This is a genomic window from Pseudoalteromonas sp. S3785 (assembly GCF_005887365.1).
Taxonomy (GTDB): domain Bacteria; phylum Pseudomonadota; class Gammaproteobacteria; order Enterobacterales; family Alteromonadaceae; genus Pseudoalteromonas.
On the sequence record NZ_PNCT01000237.1, the window covers coordinates 1 to 801 of the forward strand.

Consider the following 801-nt stretch of genomic DNA (forward strand, 5'->3'; position numbering starts at 1 on the left):
GCTTTGCTGTTGTAGCTGATGAAGTACGCCAGCTTGCCCGTCAAACTCAAGGCTCATTGAGCGATATTAATGAGCAACTCACACTACTGAGCGAAAATTCGGGCACAGTATCTACACAAATTGCGGCCTTGGCAGATGGCGCACAATCGCAAACACAAAATGCACAAGAGCTAAAAGTAAATTCAGAAGGCGTGGCCGACAACGCTCAGCAAGCCAACAAGGTGGCCTTTGAAGCCATGGAGTTGGCTAAACAACAAAGTACTTTACTGGATAACTTTAGTCAGTCAATGCAAAGCATGAAAGGCCAAGTAAGTGAATCAAGCCTACTGGTTGACGATATTCGCGCTCAGCTTCAGCAACAAATGCAGACGATAAAAGCGAATCTCGGTTTGTAAATTCAGCATTAAAACTTTGCTTTTAAGCGTGCTTTATAACGTTATACTGTGAGTACATTAATCAAATGCTTAAGGATTTATCATGATTGAACAAGGCCAAACGTTACCTGCAGTGACATTAACGCAGCTAACAGACGAAGGCATGCAAACTCACACTAACGCTGAGCTTTTTAACGGTAAAAAGGTTGTGCTTTTTGCTGTACCCGGTGCATTTACGCCTACCTGTTCAAATGCGCATTTACCTGAATTTATAACCCTTAGTGATAAAATTAAAGCGAAAGGTATTGCGGCAATTTACTGTGTATCAGTAAACGATGCGTTTGTAATGAAAGCATGGGGAGAGTCTCAAAATGCGCAAGAAATTGATATGCTTGCAGATGGCGATGCCAGTTTTACTAAAGCATTA

1 protein-coding gene and 1 pseudogene are annotated in these 801 nt (G+C 41.9%); both read left to right on the forward strand.

The features are described 5' to 3' along the window. Positions 1–395, forward strand: a pseudogene (locus tag CWC17_RS19290) (methyl-accepting chemotaxis protein); the annotation flags it as partial. An 82-nt stretch (positions 396–477) separates the two neighbouring features. Further along, positions 478–801 (forward strand): peroxiredoxin family protein (locus CWC17_RS19295; protein WP_138614664.1); only part of this gene is annotated, 324 nt, incomplete at its 3' end.